Below are 13,575 nucleotides of genomic sequence, written 5' to 3'. Positions count from 1 at the left end.
CTCCCTCCCGGCCGGCACCAGCTGCCCGCGGCGCGGTGTCGCACCCTACGGGGACGGCGGGAACCGGTCCGCCGCTCCGGCGTCCTCACGCGAGCAGGGCCGCCATCCGCTCGCGGAGCGCGGTCGCGGCCGAGTAGGGGCGCACCATCACGGTCAGCTCGGTGAGCACGCCGTCGCGGCCGCGCAGGATGTCCACGCCCTGGAGGACGCGGTCGCCGACCCTGGTGTCGAAGGCGAGGACGTGCCCGCCGTCGCCGGCGTAGGACGCGGTGTAGCGGAAGTCCTCGAAGACCGACATCACGCCGGTGAGGATCGCGCGCAGCGCCCCGATGCCGCGGTAGGGCTCGTGGACGATCGGCGACAGGAAGACGCAGTCGTCGGCGAACAGCCGCACCGCGGCGTCGACGTCACGGCTCTCGACCGCCGCCCGGAAGGCGGCGAAGGGGTCGGTCGGCACGGTCGTTCCTCTCTCCACGGGGCAGCGGTCGTGGTGGTGCGGACCACCGCACCACCGGTGGCACCCTCCCACCAGCGCCCCGGCAGGACCACACTGCGGGGGTGGCCACCTGGGAGGACGTCCGGCGGCTGGTCGCCGCGCTGCCGGACACCGACGAGCACCCTTCCTACGGCGGGCAGCCGTCGTGGCGGGTGCGCGGCAAGGGCTTCGTGTGGGCGCGGCCGCTGCGGGAGGCCGAACGGGCGGCGCTCGGCACCGCGGCGCCGGACGAGGACGAACCGGTGCTGGGCGTGCGCGTGCCCGACGAGGGCGTGCAGACCGCGCTGCTCGCCGCGGCGCCCGACGTCTTCCTCACCACCCCGCACTTCGACGGGTACGCGATCGTCCTCGTGCGCCTCGCGCGGATCCCGGTGGAGGAGCTCGCCGAGCTGGTGGAGGACGCCTGGCGGGCACGGGCGCCCCGGCGCCTGCTCGCCCGGTTCGACGGCCGCCGCACCTGACGGCGGGGGCCGCCTATCCGGCGATCCGCGGCACGACCCTGTCCCAGCCGGGCAGGACCGAGAGCTCCAGGGCCGCCCGGCGCAGCAGGCGGCGCATCGTCGACGACGGCAGGAACCACTTGGCGCTGCGCCGCCCGGACTCCTGCCTGGCCCGCACGACCGGTTGCCAGGCGCACTGGTAGCGGTCGAGAGCATCCTCGACCGGTCCGCCACCCGCCAGCTCACCGGCGAGGACGTGCGCGCCGGCCACCGCGAGCGAGGCGCCCTGGCCCGCGAGCAGCGAGACCGCCTGGCAGGCGTCACCGAGCAGGACCACGCGGCCCCGGTGCCACTCCGGCACCTCGACCTGGGCCACCTGGTCGTAGTAGAGCTCGGCGGACGGCGGGCAGTGGTCGAGTGCCCGGGGGACGACCCACCCGAGTGACGCGCACCGGCTGCGCAGGGCGGCGCGGGTGTCCGGCGGGAGCCGGGGCTCGGGCTCCCGGTGCACGGCGAAGGCGGCGACCCGCCCGTCCCGCAGGACGTAGAACCCCATCTCGCGGTCCACCGAGTCGGTCATGGCGAACCGGTTGCCCACCTGCGCCCGGACCTGCGGGTCGTCGAAGACGTAGGCGGCGGTGTGGCAGCCGAGGTAGCGCAGGAACTGCGACTCCGGCCCGAACACCATCCCCCGCACCGCCGAGTGGACGCCGTCGGCCCCGACCAGCAGGTCCGCGGCGAGCACGGTGCCATCGGTCAGCGCGACGCGCACGCCGTCCACCCCGGCGTCGATGCTCTCGACGGAGCAGCCGAAGCGCTGATCGGCCCTGCCCCCGACCCGCTCCCGCAGCGCCCGCTCCAGGTCCGGGCGCATGATGCTGAGGAGGCGTCCGTCCAGAGCGCGGGCGAAGCGCTGGTAGTCGAGGCCGGCCCTCCGCCGTCCGGAGGCGTCGACGTAGGCCAGCTCGTCGACGCGGTAGCTGAGCTCCTGGAGCCGGGGCAGGACGCCCATCACCTCGGCGGCGTCGTAGCCGGGCCCGAAGAAGTCCATCATGTAGCCCTGCTCGCGGGGGCCGGGAGCGCGCTCGGCGACGGTGACGTCCCACCTGTGGTCGGCGAGGCGTCCGGCGAGCGCGAGCCCGGCGATCCCGGCTCCGCAGATCACTGCCCTCATCGCCGGCCCGTCCTTCCCGCGCCCGGGCCGTCCAGGAGCCGGCGCAGCACCGGCGTGACGGCGGTCGAGGTCAGCCCCGGGTCCATCGCCCGGTGGAGCAGCACGCCGTCGACCGCCGCGGCGAGGACGGCGGCCGTGGCGGCGGGCGCCTCCGCGCCCTGCGCGGCGAGCCAGGAGGTCAGCACGCCGCGGAACTCGTCGAGGACGCGGCCGAGCTCCACCCGCAGCTCGGCGTCCCGGGTCGCGCCCAGGTACGCCTCGAGGAAGAGCAGGGACGTCGGGTCGGCGCCGTCGTGGTCGTCGAGCGCGGCGAGCATCCCGGCCAGCGCGTCGTCCCCCGGCCCGGCCGCCGACAGCGCGGGGGTGAGCGAGGACAGCACCTGCCGCACCGACCGCAGCGACGCCTGCCTCAGCAGCGCCTGCACCGAGGCGAAGTGGTAGTGCACCAGGCCGGGCGCCACCCCGGCCCGCCGGGCCACGACGCGGGTGCTCACCGCGTTCCACCCGAGCCCGGGGATCAGCTCGGCCGCGGCCTCCAGGAGCCGCAGCCGGACGTCGGCACCCGGCCCGGTCGGCGTGGACGGCGCCATCGCGGCTCCCTGCGTTGGGCGATCGCCTTGGTCGATCGCCCAAACGCTAGGCCGACCGCGCGGCGCAGGGAACGGTCGGGAACGCGTTGCCGGGCGCGTCGCCACCCTGCGTCCCGAGGCGGCCGACGACAGCGATCACCAGCTCGGCGCAGGCGGCGGGTCGTAGGCCGGGAGGGGCGGCGGGACGAGCGCCGCGGGAGTGCCCTCGGGCGTGCCGAAGACGGTGCGGTACCCGGACAGCAGCAGCTCCGGGGGCACGGGCAGCGGCCGGGCGTCGTCCGGGTGCTCGGCCGTCCGGACGAGGGGCGCCGTCCCGAGGTGCGGGGCGACCAGCGCGGTGTAGGGGTGCCCGAACCAGGTGAGCCAGACCGGGTGGTCGGGCAGCCCCCGCCAGCCGTGGACATCGGCGAGGTTCGCCGGGAGCACCGTGCCGGTGCCGACGGCCAGGCCGGTACCGCGGTGCCCGCGGCTCACCGCCGCCTGGGCGTGGAAGCAGCCGAGGTGGGCGGCGACGGCTCCGAACAGGTGGACCACCTCGTCCCGCCACGCGGGGTCGTCGAGCGCGGGCAGGAGCACGTTGAGGCCGACCCGGTGCAGCGGCCTGTGGCCGGTCGGGGCGTCCCGCCTGCTGAGCCGGCCGACGTACCCCCAGACGAAGGGACGCCGAGCCCGCCAGGAGATGTGGTCGTCCTGCATCACGGCGCGCACGAAGGCGTCCGGGCCGTCGGTGTCGAGACGGTGCTGCAGCGGCTCGAAGGGGCCGAACCGCACCGGCGCCGCCTCGGGCAGCGTCGCGAGCAGCAGATCCAGCAGCCCGGCCACCGTGCCGGGCGTCGGTGCGCGGAGCGTCGTCCACTCGAGGTCCAGCGCATCGACGCGGTCGCCCCCCTGCGGGACCACGGCTGCCCGCCGTCTCGGCGACCCCGGCCACACGACGCTGTCGGCCTGCGGGTCGTAGCAGGCACCGTCGACGGCCTTGGCCAGGGCCGTGCAGGTGCGGCGGGCCAGCGTGGCCGTCGACCCGGAGTCGTCCTGGACGGTCACCTGGAACAGCACGTCGGGCCCGACGATGCGCGCGAGCACCTCCGCCGGCACGTCCTCACGTTCGACGCGGAGGGGGCCGTCGACGGTGAACGCCGGCCGCACCGCTCGGCGCACCTCGCGGGAGACCAGCCGGAACCGCTCCCCCTCCTCCACGACGTGGTCGCGCAGGACGCCGGCGAGCGCCGAGGCCGCCTGGTCGCCGCGCCCGAAGACGTGCAGCTCGATGCCCACCGGGCGAGGATCGCAGAACGGTCCCCCCAGACAGCGGCAGCGCGCCCTTGCCGACAGGCCGCACCGAATGGCAGCCGGCGGGACCGATGAGATCGTCGTGCAGATGATGCTGTCGCTGGACGGCTGCTCCGAGGGGCCGGACCACGACCTGAGCCGGCACCTCCTCGACGGGGAGCTGCACGCCCACTCCAACCGGCCCGATCGACCTGCAGCTGGTGGAGAACCGGGCTTCGGCAACGGCGTCGTCCTGCTGCGCTACGTCGTCCGCGGGCCTGACCGGCGCCGCGCTCGCCCGTGGAGCCGGGTGTCACGGCCGGACCCGCGGACGACGAAGGCCCCGACCGGCGTCTCCGCTGGTCAGGGCCTGTGGTTGCTCCCCCGATTGGACTCGAACCAATAACCCTGCGATTAACAGTCGCATGCTCTGCCAATTGAGCTACGGGGGATCAGCGGTGCGAACCGCTGGCCCGACGAGAGTACCCCACGTGCGGTCGCCCCCTGCACGCGGCTCACGGGGGGCGAAGCGTTGTGCACCGCAGGTACGGTGGCCGTCGTTCACCGCATGTTCACTCTGGAGGTTCCCGTGGCCAAGCTGTCGTTCCTCGCCGGATTCGGGGCTGGCTACGTCCTCGGGTCGCGGGCCGGCCGCGAGCGCTACGAGCAGCTCCGCCGCGCCTGGGAGCACGCCAAGGACGACCCGCGCCTGCAGAGCCTCGCGGGCATGGCGCAGGCCAAGGCCGACGACGCCGTCTCCACGCTGAAGGCCCAGCTGGGCAGCGAGGCCCCGCGCTGATCCAGGCGCCGGGTCAGTCCGGCAGCTCGGCGGCCAGCACCTCGGCGAGCTTCTGCCGTGCGGTCTCCCGGGCTCCCGGGTCGTCGCGGTCGGCGTCGTCGTCGAACACCACGGTCCACTCCCGGACTGCCTGACCGGGCACCCGGCGGGCGACCAGCAGCAGCCCTCCCCGGTCCGGCAGCGGTACGCGCCGGCTGGTCACGATGGTCTGGTCCACCCGGCGCCGCACGACCGCGGGGAGGTCGCCGGCGTCCGCGAGCACGTACCGCACCACCGGCAGCCGCGACTGCACGCCCGGCTCCACCTCGGCGAGCGGCGTGACCGTGAAGGAACCGCCGCCGTCGGCGGTCGCGGCCCAGCGGGCGTGCCCCACCTCGTGCCACGGCAGCATGGTCTCCCCGGCGGCCGGCCCGATCTCCCGCAGCCCGCGGGAGGTGGCCACCAGCCAGCCGGCCTCGCGGGCGAGCGCTCCCCAGGCGAGCACCCGCTCGTCGGGGTCGGCCACCGCGGCCCGCACCTCCTCCGGCGGGCGGGCGAACCGGCGCCGGAGCTCTGCCAGCAGGCTCATGCCAGACCGCCCATCGCGCGCTTGCGCAGCGAGATCGCCAGCTGCTCGAGGTCCATCAGCTGCTTGAAGGCCTTCATGTACTCGTCCCCCGACTCGACCGGGTTCGTCCGCTGCAGCCGACCCTTCAGGGCGGTGATCTCGCGAACGGTCGCCATCTCCTGCACCCGCGCGAGGAGGGCGTTGACGTAGCCGGCGTCGCACTCGCCGCTCACCGAGCGCATCGGCTCCACCGCCAGCGCCGTGAGCAGCGCGCGGGCGCTCTCCCGCTCGCAGTGCGCGGCGACCTCGTCCAGCCAGGCCGGCCCGGTGACGGTCACCGCACCCACGCCCCCCGCCGCCGCGATGGCGGCCACCACGGCGGCGTAGTCGGGGTCGGTGTAGGCGTTCGGCGGGATGGCGTCGAACTCGGGCCCGGCGAGCTCGGGCGCCTGCAAGGCGGCCTTCACCGCCTCCCGCTCGACGGCGACCGCGGCGTCGTCGGGGGTGCGCTGGGGCGCACGAGGGCGGCCCCGGGCGGGTGCTCCTCCCCCGTCACCGCTCGCCCGGCGCACGCGCTCCAGCACCTCGGCCTCGTCGATGTTGCCGATCATCCCGGCGAGCTCGCGGGCGTAGGCGGGGCGCAGCGCGTGGTCCTTGATCTGGGCCACCAGCGGCACGGTCTTCTCCAGCGCGGCGACCCGGCCCTCCACGGTGTCCAGGTCGTAGCCGGCCAGCGTGGTCTTGAGCACGAAGGCGATCAGCGGGGTGCGGCGGGCGACCAGGTCGCGGACGGCCGCGTCGCCGTGCTCCTGCCGGAGCTCGCACGGATCGCGCCCCTCCGACTCCACCGCGACGAACGTCTGCCCGACGAAGCGCTGGTCCTCCGCGAAGGTCTTCATCGCCGCCGCCTGGCCGGCCGCGTCGCCGTCGAAGGTGTAGACCACCTCGCCGCGGAACTCGTCCTGGTCCATCAGCAGCCGGCGGAGCACCCCGATGTGCTCGGCGCCGAACGCGGTGCCGCACGAGGCGACCGCCGTCGTCACCCCGGCGAGGTGGCAGGCCATCACGTCGGTGTAGCCCTCGACGACGACCGCCTGGTGGCGCTTGGCGATGTCCCGCTTGGCGCGGTCGATGCCGTACAGGACGCTGCTCTTCTTGTAGAGCGGGGTCTCCGGGGTGTTGAGGTACTTCGGCCCCGGATCGTCATCCATGAGCTTGCGGGCACCGAAGCCGATGACGTCGCCGGTGATGTCGCGGATGGGCCACACCAGCCGCCGGTGGAACCGGTCGATCAGCGTGCCGCGGGAGGACTCCTTGGCCAGCCCGGCGGTGACCAGTTCGGCCTGGGTGAAGCCCTTCGCGCGCAGGTGGCGGGTGAGCCCGTCCCAGCCGCCCGGGGCGTACCCGCAGCCGAAGTCCAGCGCCGCCTGCCGGTCGAACGCGCGGTCGGCGAGGAACTGGCGGGCCGGCGCGGCCTCGGGGCTGCCCAGCTGCTCGGCGTAGAAGGCGGCCGCCGCGGTGTTGGCCGCGACCAGCCGCGCACGCTGCCCCACCGACGCGCGGTCGGGCCCCGCGGTGGGGCGGCCGCCGTCGTCCTCGTACTTCAGCTCGATGCTGGCGCGGTTGGCCAGCAGCTCGACGGCCTCGGTGAACGACAGGTGGTCGATCTCCTGGACGAAGCGGATGACGTCCCCGCCCACCCCGCAACCGAAGCAGTGGTAGAGCCCGCGGCTCGGCGTCACCTGGAACGACGGCGACTTTTCGTCGTGGAACGGGCACAGCCCCTTGAGGCTGCCGCCACCGGCCCGCTTGAGCTGCAGGTGCTCGCCGACGATGTCGTCGATCTTGCTGCGCTCGCGCACCAGCGCGATGTCCGCGGCGCGGATGCGCCCCCGGCCGGCCATCAGGCCGCCCCCGCCGCTGCCGCGACGCGCCGGCGGATCACGTGCTCCCACCACAGCAGGAAGACCTGCTGGGCCACCGGCAGCTCGCCGTCCACGGTGATGGTGGCCCGCGGGGTCCAGCCCGGGGTGGTGCCGCTCTCGGCGACCTGGCGTCCGTGCAGCAGGAAGCGGTGCGTCCCCTTCCAGCGGGACGCCGGCCTGACCTCGACCGTCGCGCCCTCCACGTCGATCTCCCAGGTGCCCTTCCAGGCCGAGGTCTGCCGGGCCCGCAGCCGTGCAGTGCCTTCCGGGTCACCCGACCTGCGTCCGGTGAGCTCCCGCCTGTGCCGGGCGTACTCCCACGTGGAGCCGTCGATCGTCACCGTCGCGGCCTCCGTCCACGTCGCCGAGCGCAGCGTCGCGACGACCCGGTCGTCGCGGAGCACGGGCAGGACGCCCTTCGGCAGCCCGTGCGCGCCGGCCTTGCCCAGTTCGAGCACCGCGTCCTCCCTCAGCCGATGCCGGGTGCGCCGGCGACGCTCTCACCGGTCACGCGGTAGAGCAGGTAGGCAGCAGTCTCCCGCAGGATGTAGCGGAACTGGGTGGCACGGGTCTGCACGGCCGGGCCCTGGCGGGTCGGGGAGCTCTCCGCCTCCATCCCGGCGTCCTCGGCCATGCGCTCGGCCCGCATCGCGTGCCAGGGGTCGGTGACCAGGACGGCCCGCTCCCAGCCCCGCTCGTCGAATGCCGCGCCGACCACCCGCATGCTCTCCAGCGTGTCCACGCCCTCGGGCACCGCGAGCAGCGCCTCGGCGGGCACGCCTGCCCGGGCCAGGTAGTCGCGGCCGGTCTCGGCCTCGGTGAACTGGTCGCCGGTCGCCTTCCCGCCGACGGTCACGATCACCGGCGCGACGCCCTGCTCGTACAGCGCCCGCGCGTGCTCCAGTCGCGCCGCGAAGATCGACGAGGGCACGCCGTTGTACTGGGCCGAGCCCAGCACCACGATCGCGTCGGACTCCGGCCGGGCGTCCTGCCGCGCCGTCCACCAGATGGCGAGCGCCGTGGAGGCCACCAGCAGCACGGCGGCCAGGACCCCGGCCCCGACCACCCGCGCCAGCAGACTCCGCACACCCACCCGTCATGGGTACCACGCGGGGACGACGACGCGCGGCGGCCCGGGAGGGCACCGGCGCGCCCCCCGGGTCACGCACGGCGGCTCGCCGCCCTGTCGGCCCCCTCGCGCCCCGCACCACCGCGGAGCCGGGTCAACGAGCACTCCTATATGAGAATGATTCTCGTTATAGGTACGGTGGCGCCGTCCGATCCCCGAACGACAGGAGCACCCGTGCCTCCGCTCCCCTCCCTCCGCGCGGCCGCCCTGGCGGCCGCCCTGCCCCTCGCCCTGGCCACCGGCTGCGCGTCGACCGACGGCGGCGAGCCGGCGTCGGCCGGCACCGCGCCGACCGCAACCGGCCCGGCGGAGCTGGGCGCCAGCTCGCCGCGCCTGGCCCTGACCTACGACGGTGGCCTCCTGGTCCTGCACGGCGAGACGCTCGAGGTGCTCGCCGACGAGCCGCTCGAGGGCTTCAACCGGCTCAACGCCGCCGGCGACGGCCGCCACTTCCTGGTGTCGACGCAGCAGGGCGTCCGCCTGCTCGACGGCGGCGCCTGGGCCGAGCCGCACGGCGACCACGAGCACTACTACGCGGCCGAGCCCGAGCTGACCGACGTGGTCCTCCCCGCCGAGAAGCCCGGGCACGTCGTCGCCCACGCCGGGCGGACCGTGCTGTTCGACGACGGCACCGGGCAGGTCACGGCGTTCGACAGCGCCGACCTCGCCGACCCGGACCGCGAGGCGCGCTCGTTCTCCACGCCGGCGGCCCACCACGGCGTCGCGGTGGAGCTCGAGGACGGCACGATGCTCGTCTCCGACGGTACGGAGGAGGAGCGCTCCGGCGTGCGGATCCTCGACGCGGACGGGGAGGAGATCGCCGCCCGCGACGACTGCCCCGCCGTGCACGGCGAGACGGTGGCCGCCGACGAGGCGGTCGTCATCGGCTGCCAGGACGGCGCCGTGCTGTACACCGGCGGCGAGCTGGTGAAGATCGACAGCCCCGACGAGTACGGCCGCATCGGCAACCAGTTCGGCACCGAGAGCTCCCCGATCGTGCTGGGCGACTACGAGCGCAGCGCGGAGGACCGCTCCAGCACCGTGGCGCTGATCGACACCACGACCGCGCAGCTGCGCCTGGTCGACCTCCCGGCCCCGTACTGGTACCGCTCCTTCGGCCGCGGGCCGGACGGCGAGGGTCTGGTCCTGACCTACGACGGCGCGCTGCAGGTCATCGACCCGGTCACCGGCACCGTCACGAACTCCATCCAGGTCACCGGGCCGTGGGAGGAGTCGGAGAACTGGCAGGACCCCCACCCGCAGGTCGTCGTCGTCGACGGGATCGCCTACGTGACCGAGCCCGCCACGCGGGAGATCCACGCCGTCGACGTCGAGGGCGGTGAGGTGTGGAAGTCGGCGCAGCTGGAGGTCACGCCCAACGAGCTCGCCGGCGTCTCCGGGGACGTCGAGGCGCTCGGCGCGCACGAGGAGGACCACGAGCACGGCGAGCAGGGCGAGTGATCCGGCCGGAGGCGCTGCCGCTCGGCCTCGTCGCGGCCGGGCTGGTCGCCGCGCTGGCCGGCTGCGGGGGTGCGGCGAACGGCGCCGACGACGCACGGCTGGACGTCGTGGTGACCTCCTACCCCCTCGAGTACGTGAGCGAGGAGGTCGGCGGTCCGCACGTGGAGGTCACCAACCTGGTGCCGCCCGGCGGGGACAGCCACCGGCTGGAACCGGCGCCCCGGGACGTCGCGGTCCTCGCCGAGGCCGACGTCGTGGTCCACCAGTCGGGCGGCCTGCAGCCGGCGGTCGACGCCGTCCTCGAGCAGGAGCGCCCCGGGGACGTCGTGGACGCCGCCGCCCTGGCGGACCAGGGCGCCGATCCGCACTTCTGGCTCGACCCCACCCGGCTCGCCGACCTCGGTCGCCGCGTGGCCGGCGAGTTCGCCGAGGCGGACCCGGGTCACGCCGGCGCCTACCGGCAGGGCGCCGAGCGTCTGGCGGCCGCGCTCGGGGAGATCGACCGGGAGTACGCCGACACCCTCGCGCCCTGTCGCGGGGCCACCCTGCTCGCCTCCCACGAGGCGTTCGGCTACCTCGCCGACCGGTACGGCCTGCGGCAGATCGGGGTGGCGGGCCTGGACCCGCACGTCGAGCCCTCGCCGAGCCGGTTGCGGCAGGTCGCGGAGGAGGTCACCGGCACCGGTGCGCGGACCGTCTTCTTCGAGGCCACCGCCGGGGACCGCGTCGCTCGGACCCTGGCGGCCGACCTGGGTCTGGCCACCGACGTGCTGCACCCGGTCGAGCGGGTGCAGGCGGAGGAGACCTATCCGGAGCTCATGGCGGCCAACCTCGCCGCCCTGCGCCGCGGGCTCGGCTGCGCCGGTTGAAGGCCGGCACGGGCCCCCGGCCGGCCCCGCCGGTCCGGGGTGCCTCCGGGCCGCCGTCGTCAGGAACCCGCGCGACCTCCGCCGAGCGCGGCGCGCCCGGCCTCCAGCCTGGCCACCGGCACCCGGAACGGCGAGCAGGAGACGTAGTCCAGGCCCACCTCGTGGAAGAAGTGCACCGAGTCGGGGTCGCCCCCGTGCTCGCCGCAGATGCCGAGCTTGAGGTCGGGCCGGGCCGCCCGGCCGCTCTCGGCGCCGATCCGCACCAGCCGGCCGACGCCGTCGCGGTCCAGCGACTCGAACGGCGAGATGCCGAAGATCCCCTTGTCCAGGTACTGGTGGAAGAACGCGGCCTCGACGTCGTCGCGGGAGAAGCCCCACGTCATCTGGGTGAGGTCGTTGGTGCCGAAGGAGAAGAACTCGGCGTACTCGGCGATCTCGCCGGCGGTGAGCGCGGCGCGGGGCACCTCGATCATCGTGCCGATCAGCGGCCGCAGGTCGATGCCGCAGGCCTCGCACACCTCGGCGAGCACGCGTTCGGACTCCTCGCGGATGGCCTCGAGCTCCTGCACCGCCCCCACCAGCGGGATCATGATCTCCGGCCGCGGGTCGCCCCCGGCCTGCTTCCGCTCGCAGGCGGCCTCGGCGATGGCCCGCACCTGCATGGCGAACAGCCCGGGCACCACCAGCCCGAGGCGCACGCCCCGCAGCCCCAGCATCGGGTTGGACTCGTGCAGCCGGCGCACCGCCGCGAGCAGGCGCAGGTTGCCCTCGTCGGGTTCGCCGCGCTCCTCGGCCAGCGCGACCCGGACCGACAGCTCGGTGAGGTCGGGGAGGAACTCGTGCAGCGGCGGGTCCAGCAGCCGGACGGTGACCGGCAGTCCGTCCATCGCCTCGAAGATCTCCAGGAAGTCCTGCTTCTGCAGCGGCTCCAGGGCGTCCAGCGCGGCCTGCCGCTCCTCGTCGCCGTCGGCGAGGATCAGCTTCTCCACCAGCTGCCGCCGGTCCCCGAGGAACATGTGCTCGGTGCGGCACAGGCCGATGCCGCGGGCGCCGAAGCGGCGGGCGCGGGCGGCGTCCTCGGGGGTGTCGGCGTTGGTGCGCACGCCGAGCCGCCGCTTCTCGTCGGCGTGGGTCAGGATCCGGTGCACGCTCTTCACCAGGTCGTCCGCGTCGTCGGACGCCGGGTCGATCTCGCCCTCGAAGTAGCGGACCACGGACGAGGGCTCGACCGGGACCTCGCCGAGCCACACCTTGCCGGTGGAGCCGTCGATGGAGACGACGTCGCCCTCCTCGACGACGGTGCCGTCGGGCGCGGTGAACTTCTTCGCCTTGGTGTCGACCCGCAGCTCCTCGGCGCCGCAGACGCAGGTCTTGCCCATGCCCCGGGCGACGACGGCGGCGTGCGAGGTCTTGCCACCGCGGCTGGTCAGCACGCCCTCGGCGGCGATCATGCCGGAGAGGTCGTCGGGGTTGGTCTCCCGGCGGACCAGCACCACCTTCTCCCCGCGCTGCGCCCACTCGACCGCCGCCTCCGAGGAGAAGACCGCCCGGCCGACGGCCGCCCCGGGTGAGGCGTTCATGCCCTGGGTGAGCTGCTGGGCGTCGCCACCGGAGACGAACCGCGGGAACATCAGCTGGGCCAGCTGGTCACCGGTGACCCGGCGGACCGCCTCGTCCATGTCGATGAGCCCCTCGTCGACCAGCTGGGTCGCGATGCGGAACGCCGCCCCCGCCGTGCGCTTGCCGACGCGGGTCTGGAGCATCCACAGCTTGTTGCGCTCGACGGTGAACTCGATGTCGCACAGGTCGCGGTAGTGCGACTCCAGCCGGCTCATGATGCCCATCAGCTCGCCGTAGGCGTCCGCGTCGATCCGCTCGAGGTCGCGCAGCGGCACGGTGTTGCGGATGCCGGCGACGACGTCCTCCCCCTGCGCGTTCTGCAGGTAGTCGCCGTACACCCCTTGCTCGCCGCTGCCCGGGTCGCGGGTGAAGGCGACGCCCGTGCCCGAGTCCATGCCCAGGTTGCCGAACACCATGGCGCAGACGTTCACCGCGGTACCGGCGTCGCTGGGGATGCGCTCGCGCCGGCGGTAGATGATCGCCCGGTCGGAGTTCCACGAGTCGAAGACGGCGTTGATCGCGAGATCCATCTGCTCCCGCGGCTCCTGCGGGAAGTCGTGCCCGGTGTGCTCGCGCACGATGGCCTTGAACCGGGCGACGACGTCGCGCAGGTGCCCGGCGTCCAGATCCAGGTCCAGATCCGTGCCCTGCTCCTCCTTGGCCGCGTCGAGGGCGTCGTCGAAGAGCGCGCCGTCGATGCCGAGCACGGTCTTGCCGAACATCTGGATCAGCCGGCGGTAGGAGTCCCAGGCGAAGCGCTCGCTGCCCGACTGCGCCGCCAGCCCCTGGACGGAGTCGTCGTTGAGGCCGACGTTCAGGACCGTCTCCATCATCCCCGGCATGCTCGCCGCGGCACCGGACCGGACCGACACCAGCAACGGGTCGGCCGGATCACCGAGGGCCTTGCCCATCGACTTCTCCAGCGCCGCCAGGTGCTCGCTGACCTGCTCGTCCAGCTCCGGCGGGGTGCTCCCGTGCTGCAGGTAGTACCGGCAGGCGTCGGTCGTGATGGTGAAGCCGGGGGGCACGGGCAGGCCCAGGTTGGTCATCTCGGCCAGGTTGGCGCCCTTGCCGCCGAGCAGGTCCTTCTGGTCCCTGCTGCCCTCGCTGAAGTCGTAGACCCACTTCCCGTCAGCCACCCGTACCTCCGCATCCGTCAGCCCTCCGGGGCCGATCCACCAGAGGAGACATTGCCGCGCGGAGCAGACGTCCTAAACGTCCACCGCGACGGCGTCCGTCGATCCTGGCGTACGAGG

14 protein-coding genes and 1 tRNA gene are annotated in these 13,575 nt (G+C 74.4%); 5 read left to right on the top strand and 10 right to left on the bottom strand.

Annotated elements, in window-relative coordinates; genetic code table 11:
• Nucleotides 1-85: 85 nt before the first annotated feature.
• Nucleotides 86-457, bottom strand: coding sequence for a nuclear transport factor 2 family protein (locus ACI79S_RS18970; RefSeq protein WP_456594997.1), 372 nt, complete (start codon nt 455-457; stop codon nt 86-88).
• A gap of 101 nt (nt 458-558) precedes the next feature.
• Here ACI79S_RS18970 and ACI79S_RS18965 point away from each other — a divergent pair, with 101 nt between their 5' ends.
• Nucleotides 559-957 (top strand): MmcQ/YjbR family DNA-binding protein, encoded by a 399-nt coding sequence (locus ACI79S_RS18965; RefSeq protein ID WP_456594996.1) that lies wholly within the window; start codon nt 559-561, stop codon nt 955-957.
• Nucleotides 958-970: 13 nt separating this feature from the next.
• Here ACI79S_RS18965 and ACI79S_RS18960 read toward each other — a convergent pair whose 3' ends face one another.
• The 3 genes from ACI79S_RS18960 to ACI79S_RS18950 form a co-directional block, all read right to left on the bottom strand.
• Nucleotides 971-2,110, bottom strand: coding sequence for an FAD-dependent monooxygenase (locus ACI79S_RS18960; RefSeq protein WP_456594995.1), 1,140 nt, complete (start codon nt 2,108-2,110; stop codon nt 971-973).
• A complete protein-coding gene (locus ACI79S_RS18955) occupies nt 2,107-2,700 on the bottom strand; it encodes a TetR/AcrR family transcriptional regulator (RefSeq protein ID WP_456594994.1) in 594 nt (197 codons plus the stop codon). Before ACI79S_RS18955 ends, ACI79S_RS18960 begins: the two co-directional genes overlap by 4 nt.
• Nucleotides 2,701-2,835: 135 nt before the next feature.
• Entirely contained in the window at nt 2,836-3,975 is a 1,140-nt protein-coding gene (locus ACI79S_RS18950; protein WP_456594993.1) for a hypothetical protein, read from the bottom strand.
• Between the two features lie 67 nt (nt 3,976-4,042).
• Here ACI79S_RS18950 and ACI79S_RS18945 point away from each other — a divergent pair, with 67 nt between their 5' ends.
• Complete coding sequence (locus ACI79S_RS18945) at nt 4,043-4,375, top strand: hypothetical protein (RefSeq protein ID WP_456594992.1); 333 nt, start codon at nt 4,043-4,045, stop codon at nt 4,373-4,375.
• Here ACI79S_RS18945 and ACI79S_RS18940 read toward each other — a convergent pair.
• Nucleotides 4,349-4,421 (bottom strand) — tRNA-Asn (locus ACI79S_RS18940). The genes ACI79S_RS18945 and ACI79S_RS18940 overlap by 27 nt on opposite strands.
• A gap of 116 nt (nt 4,422-4,537) precedes the next feature.
• On the opposite strand from ACI79S_RS18940, the gene ACI79S_RS18935 reads away from it, so the two are divergent.
• Nucleotides 4,538-4,768 (top strand): hypothetical protein, encoded by a 231-nt coding sequence (locus tag ACI79S_RS18935; RefSeq protein WP_456594991.1) that lies wholly within the window; start codon nt 4,538-4,540, stop codon nt 4,766-4,768.
• Nucleotides 4,769-4,781: 13 nt separating this feature from the next.
• On the opposite strand, the gene ACI79S_RS18930 is transcribed toward ACI79S_RS18935, so the two are convergent.
• From ACI79S_RS18930 to ACI79S_RS18915, 4 genes are read right to left on the bottom strand one after another with little or no spacing between them, the layout of a single operon-like run.
• The gene (locus ACI79S_RS18930; RefSeq protein ID WP_456594990.1) at nt 4,782-5,336 is read right to left on the bottom strand and encodes a hypothetical protein; all 555 of its coding nucleotides are present in this window, start codon (nt 5,334-5,336) and stop codon (nt 4,782-4,784) included.
• On the bottom strand, nt 5,333-7,270 hold the full coding sequence (gene dnaG / locus ACI79S_RS18925; protein WP_456594989.1) for a DNA primase: 1,938 nt from the start codon (nt 7,268-7,270) through the stop codon (nt 5,333-5,335). Before dnaG ends, ACI79S_RS18930 begins: the two co-directional genes overlap by 4 nt.
• A complete protein-coding gene (locus tag ACI79S_RS18920; RefSeq protein ID WP_456594988.1) occupies nt 7,219-7,698 on the bottom strand; it encodes a hypothetical protein in 480 nt (159 codons plus the stop codon). Before ACI79S_RS18920 ends, dnaG begins: the two co-directional genes overlap by 52 nt.
• Nucleotides 7,699-7,709: 11 nt before the next feature.
• Complete coding sequence (locus tag ACI79S_RS18915) at nt 7,710-8,333, bottom strand: YdcF family protein (protein ID WP_456594987.1); 624 nt, start codon at nt 8,331-8,333, stop codon at nt 7,710-7,712.
• A 210-nt stretch (nt 8,334-8,543) separates the two neighbouring features.
• Between ACI79S_RS18915 and aztD the strand changes: the two genes are divergently transcribed.
• Nucleotides 8,544-9,830, top strand: coding sequence for a zinc metallochaperone AztD (aztD, locus tag ACI79S_RS18910; RefSeq protein WP_456594986.1), 1,287 nt, complete (start codon nt 8,544-8,546; stop codon nt 9,828-9,830).
• The gene (locus ACI79S_RS18905; RefSeq protein ID WP_456594985.1) at nt 9,827-10,699 is read left to right on the top strand and encodes a metal ABC transporter substrate-binding protein; all 873 of its coding nucleotides are present in this window, start codon (nt 9,827-9,829) and stop codon (nt 10,697-10,699) included. The genes aztD and ACI79S_RS18905 overlap by 4 nt, the downstream gene beginning before the upstream one ends.
• A 59-nt stretch (nt 10,700-10,758) precedes the next feature.
• Here the strand turns inward: ACI79S_RS18905 and ppdK are convergent, their stop codons facing one another.
• A complete protein-coding gene (gene ppdK / locus ACI79S_RS18900) occupies nt 10,759-13,458 on the bottom strand; it encodes a pyruvate, phosphate dikinase (protein ID WP_456594984.1) in 2,700 nt (899 codons plus the stop codon).
• Nucleotides 13,459-13,575 lie beyond the last annotated feature (117 nt).

The organism is Blastococcus sp. SYSU DS1024 (assembly GCF_054050795.1).
Note: the sequence above shows the minus strand (reverse complement) of the source record. Positions and strands in the feature narration are given on the sequence as shown.